This window comes from uncultured Candidatus Puniceispirillum sp., assembly GCF_963979125.1.
Classification (GTDB): Bacteria; Pseudomonadota; Alphaproteobacteria; order Puniceispirillales; family Puniceispirillaceae; genus Puniceispirillum.
This window is the reverse complement of sequence record NZ_CAXBVX010000120.1, coordinates 1-5,269: the sequence shown is the minus strand read 5'-3', so window position 1 is coordinate 5,269 and position 5,269 is coordinate 1. Positions and strand designations below refer to the sequence as shown.

Annotated in this window: 4 protein-coding genes; 2 read left to right on the top strand and 2 right to left on the bottom strand. The window is 50.5% G+C overall.

Translation table 11 applies throughout. From position 1 onward, the window contains the following. Window positions 1-1,103 (top strand): toprim domain-containing protein (locus tag ABNT28_RS09840; protein ID WP_348721494.1); only part of this gene is annotated, 1,103 nt, incomplete at its 5' end. On the opposite strand, the gene ABNT28_RS09835 is transcribed toward ABNT28_RS09840, so the two are convergent. Beyond that, on the bottom strand, window positions 1,100-1,825 hold the full coding sequence (locus ABNT28_RS09835) for an alpha/beta hydrolase (protein ID WP_332924377.1): 726 nt from the start codon (window positions 1,823-1,825) through the stop codon (window positions 1,100-1,102). The genes ABNT28_RS09840 and ABNT28_RS09835 overlap by 4 nt on opposite strands. Before the next feature lie 131 nt (window positions 1,826-1,956). On the opposite strand from ABNT28_RS09835, the gene ABNT28_RS09830 reads away from it, so the two are divergent. After that, window positions 1,957-3,366, top strand: coding sequence for a DEAD/DEAH box helicase (locus ABNT28_RS09830; RefSeq protein ID WP_332924378.1), 1,410 nt, complete (start codon window positions 1,957-1,959; stop codon window positions 3,364-3,366). Between the two features lie 8 nt (window positions 3,367-3,374). On the opposite strand, the gene pepN is transcribed toward ABNT28_RS09830, so the two are convergent. Further along, window positions 3,375-5,269: aminopeptidase N (gene pepN / locus ABNT28_RS09825; protein ID WP_348721493.1), on the bottom strand; the 1,895-nt coding region annotated here is incomplete at its 5' end.

Genomic DNA, 5,269 nt, shown 5'->3' with positions numbered 1-5,269 from the left:
CGCCATCGGGCGGCACGCACGAAACCGGCTTTCGTCAGGCAATCGTGCGCGCTTTGCGTAATTACGGTGATCTGGCTGGCAACCGCAAAGCTGCCGATCTGACCGCCGATGATGTGCTGGCCAATACTGGTGTCATGCTGTCGGTATTCTTGCGTGAACCCCAATTTCAGGGCCAGACCAAAGACCGGCTTGTCTCGACTGATGCGACCCGCATGACCGAACAGGCAGTGCGTGATCGCTTTGAACAATGGCTATCCGCCGACTCAGCCCGCGCCAATTTTCTGCTTGAGGCAGCTATCGAACGTGCCGAAGAACGCAAGCGGCGTAAAAAGGAAAAAGAAGTTGCGCGTAAATCGGCAACACGCCGTCTGCGTCTGCCTGGCAAGTTGGCTGACTGCACATCAAACGATCTCGATCTGACCGAATTATTCCTTGTCGAGGGGGACTCGGCAGGTGGCTCGGCAAAACAGGCACGTAACCGTAAAACGCAGGCTGTCTTGCCTTTACGTGGTAAAATTCTGAATGTCGCCAGCGCAACCGTTGAAAAGCTCAGTGGTAATCAGGAACTATCCGATCTGGCGCTGGCGCTTGGTGTGCGGCCAGGCAAGGATTTCAAAGTCGATGATCTGCGCTATGGGCGTGTTGTCATAATGACAGATGCCGATGTTGATGGCGCGCATATTGCTGCTTTGCTGATGACCTATTTTTATCGTGAAATGCCGCAATTGATCGAAGCAGGGCGGCTCTATCTTGCACAGCCCCCGCTTTATCGTATTAATCAAGGTGGCAAAACAATGTATGCGCTAGATGACGCCCAGCGTGACACATTGTTGGAAACGGGCTTTGACAAACGCGGCAAGATTGACATTAGCCGCTTTAAGGGACTTGGTGAAATGCCCCCTGCCCAGCTCAAGGAAACCACCATGAATCCGGCAAGCCGACGCCTGTTAAAAGTTGAATTGCCGCAACGTGACAGCATTGGTGCTGATCTGCGTCGCAATACCGATCAACTGGTCAACACATTGATGGGCAAAAAGGCAGAACTGCGCTTTGGTTATATCCGCGATCATGCCGAAGATGCGCTAGCCAATCTTGACGTTTAACGTATATCAACCACCGCATCGACCTTATCAAACAATATCTGCAACGCATTAATAACCGCACTTTCAGCTTCCATTGACGACAAATGTCCAATGCCTGTCAGCAGGCTGTAATCGGCATGGGGACAAAGCGCAGCCATTTCAGCGGAAAGACTAGGCGGCGTCAGCACATCCAGCGTGCCACATAAAATCAACATGGGGTGATCGAACCCCCGCAACGTATCTTTTTGATCTACCCGACCAAGGATCGCTGTTTGTTGCTGGATGAATGTTTGCCGCCCAATATCGTCAGCCATTTTCAGAACGCGATTGGCAATATGCGGATCATTCACCGCATCTGGCGACAGCAATCGCGGCAGAAGATGCCGTGTCACCCCTTTGAAACGGTCACTTTGCGCCAAATTGATAGCTTGTTCACGCTGTTTGCGATGTGCCGCACTATCGATCCGGCAGGTGGTATTCATAAGCGCCATCCCAGCCATACGGTCAGGTGCGCACCGTGCCATTTCCATGGCAACATATCCCCCCATCGACAAACCAACGGGCACAAGCATGCCATCTGTCATGGAAAGTGCCCGCATCGCCATATCGGCAATGCTGTCATCCTGCGTCGTATCAGCCACTTGTAGCGTCTGGTAAACAGGAGAAAAACGGTCAAGCTGCGCAGAAAACAAATCGGCAGTACATAACAAACCAGGAATGAAAACAGGGGTAAATCGCGTCATATAATCTGGCTTGTCTGAATGAAAGATTGACCTTGCGGTGTTTACTCTGTATCACCGCCACAGATAGTTTGGTAGCAGAATTTTAGGTTGCATACCCAACTCGCATTATAAATGTTCAAAGGAAGTTGTCCTTGAAATTTTCTGACCTCGGTCTCAGTGATGAGCTTAGTCAGGCTGTAGCCGAATTAGGTTATGAAAGCCCCACACCTATACAGGAAAAATCAATACCGGTTGTATTGATGGGACGTGATATTTTGGGCTCTGCTCAGACTGGCACGGGTAAAACCGCTTCCTTTACATTACCAATGATCGACATACTGGCATCTGGTCGTGCCAAAGCGCGCTTGCCTCGCTCTCTTATTTTGGCACCAACTCGCGAACTTGCTGCCCAGGTTGCCGAATCTTTTGAAAAATTCAGCACGCATCATAAACTCAGCATGGCGCTTTTAATTGGTGGCGTCAGTTTTGCCGATCAGAATGCCGCGCTTGTTAAAGGTGTTGATGTGCTGATCGCCACGCCGGGGCGCCTGATTGACCATTTTGAACGTGGCAAGGTTATGCTGAATGATGTCAAGGTTCTGGTGATCGATGAAGCGGATCGTATGCTTGATATGGGTTTCATTCCCGATGTTGAGCGCATTGTCGGCTTGCTTCCCCCTTTGCGTCAAACGCTGTTCTTTTCGGCAACTTTGTCTGATGACATCCATAAAATCAGCAATAAATTTGTCAGCAACCCGAAAATCATAGAAGTTGCACCGCCTGCATCAACAGCGGAAACCGTCGCTCAGCATATACAATGGACTGACGTCAAGAATAAGCGTGTTGTTTTGCGCGATTTATTGCGTAGCGAAACCGTTAAAAATGCGGTGATTTTCTGTAACCGGAAACGCGATATATCAACCTTGATAAAATCACTGACAAATCATGGGTTTTCGGCAGTTGCAATGCATGGCGACATGACCCAATCAGCCCGGCTTGAGGCGTTGGACAAATTCAAAAAGGGCGAAGTGCCCCTGCTGATCGCATCCGATGTTGCCGCGCGCGGCCTTGACATAGCTGGCCTTAGTCATGTGTTCAATTTTGATGTGCCAACCAGCGCCGAAGATTATGTCCACCGGATTGGTCGAACAGGTCGTGCGGGAAAATCTGGCCGCGCTTTCACCATTGCCGCTGGCAAAGATGACAAACGCTATGTTGGTGCTATCGAAAGCCTGATTGGTAAAACTATCCCGCTTATTGGTGATGCTGGCGGCGTCCAATCAGACACCAAAACGCCTGACACCAAAACATCTGCCGCCAAAGACGCTGATAAAAAGCCTGCAACCCGTGGCAAGAAACCTGCTGCTAAAGATGCAAAACCAGACGCGGCACAGGCCGACAAAAAACCAGCTTCTTCAGCCAAGCCAAAAAGTCAGAACACCAAAGAGCCACGTCAGAAACCACGTAACGGCAATACCAAAGACGAATTACCATCACCACCGGATTGCCAAGGTGATACGCTTGAGGCCACAGGCCACGTACCTGCGTTTCTGCAACGCTAAATCAGGCTTTAACTATTGGCGGCCAGCGCCTTTTCAACAATCTCAGCAAGATCGTTTGATGGTTTTGCTCTATTTACACGCTGCAAAGCTGCAATCATTTGTGCTTTACGGCGATCATCATAGGCAGACATGCGGGTCAGCGGTAACACCATCCGCGCTGAAATTTGTGGATTGCGACCATCAATATCAATCAGGCAATCTGCAATAAAATCAAAGCCTGAACCATCTTCAGCATAAAAATGCACAGGGTTACCAGACATAAACGCCCCCAGCACCGCACGTAATTTATTCGGATTATTAGGATCAAAAGACGGATGCTGCATCAATGCTTTGAGCCGATCCACCGTGCCACCAACAACCGACATCGATTCCATTTGGAACCATTTTTCCATGACCAGGGCATTATCCTGCCAACGATCATGAAAGACAGAAAGCCCGACATCGCGCGCTGAAGATAGGCTGTTATTCAATGCCATAACAGCACCTTGCGATAATGTCATATTTTTGTCATGCACCTGTGCGGCCGCAACATCTTCAGCCTGTGTGCTTGACGCCGCAACGCCCAGCATAAGCAAGGCATTCAACAAAGCCCGCCCACCACTACTAGCCTGAAGCTCTTGGCGTGAGCTGTCTTCGAGGCATGCGGCAATATTATCTGCCAGCCCATGTCCAAGTGCCGCCTGCAAGCGTCTTCGTGCATGATACAAAGCCACCGGATCAGCGGGCTTAAGCCAGCTTTCCAGCACCGATATGCCCGGCAAGGCGAACATGCTGGCCTTAAACGCATCAAGCAGACCATCTTCATTCAGAATTTTACCATAGGCACCCGACAAAGCCGCCGCATCGGCATCCAGCCTATCGCCGCCTGTCGCCGCGGCAATGATTGCATCTGCCGCCAGTGTTTGTGCTGCATCCCAGCGATTAAAACGGTCTGTATCCTGCGCCATGATATGCAGGCGTTCGGTCGTGCTCAGATCGTCCTCCAACACCACTGGTGCCGAAAAATTACGAAGCAGACTTGGTGTTAATACGGCGTTACTGTCCATCACCGAACTGTTATAAAATGCCTGACGATGCTGTGCACCATCCATCAGAATGACATGCTCGTCAGCAAGCACCCCACCCGAAGTCAGGCTGGTTGCAACAGGCTGTCCTGTCGCATCAAGAAAGCCAAGCCTAACCGGAATTGGCACTGGGTCACATGGTGTCTTGGCCGCGGTTTCGGGGATGTGCTGAGCAAAATCGAGCGTTATGGCTGCCGCATCGTCTGCCACCCGCGTAACCGATAATTGCGGTGTTCCAGCTTGGGCATACCAGCGGGCAAATCCTGATAGGTCAATATCGTTGCTATCGGCCAGGGCAGCAACAAAATCATCACAGGTAACCGCCGTGCCATCATGTCGCTTGAAATACAGATCCATGCCTTTACGGAACCCGTCACGCCCCAGATACGCTGCCATCATGCGAATGACTTCGGCACCTTTTTCATAGACTGTGGCAGTATAGAAATTATTGATCTCTCGATAGCTTTCAGGTCGGATTGGATGCGCCGTTGGGCTACGGTCTTCAGGGAATTGCGCTGCCCGTAACAGGCTGACATCATCAGCACGCTGAACACCTTCGTCATGCATATCTGCCGAAAAGCACTGATCTCGAAATACCGTCAAACCCTCTTTCAAAGTCAGCTGGAACCAGTCGCGACAAGTCACACGGTTGCCTGTCCAGTTGTGAAAATATTCATGCGCCACAATCGACTCAACGCGATGCAGATCAGTATCAGTTGCCGTATTGGTGTCGGCCAGCACAAATTTGCTGTTAAAGATATTCAGACCCTTATTTTCCATAGCCCCCATATTGAAATGGCTAACCGCAACGATCTGGAACAGATCAAGGTCATATTCAA

What these genes read in the sequence shown, in the direction of transcription:
- ABNT28_RS09835 (WP_332924377.1), bottom strand. Translation starts at nt 1,825, where the DNA reads ATGACGCGATTTACCCCTGTTTTCATTCCTGGTTTGTTATGTACTGCC.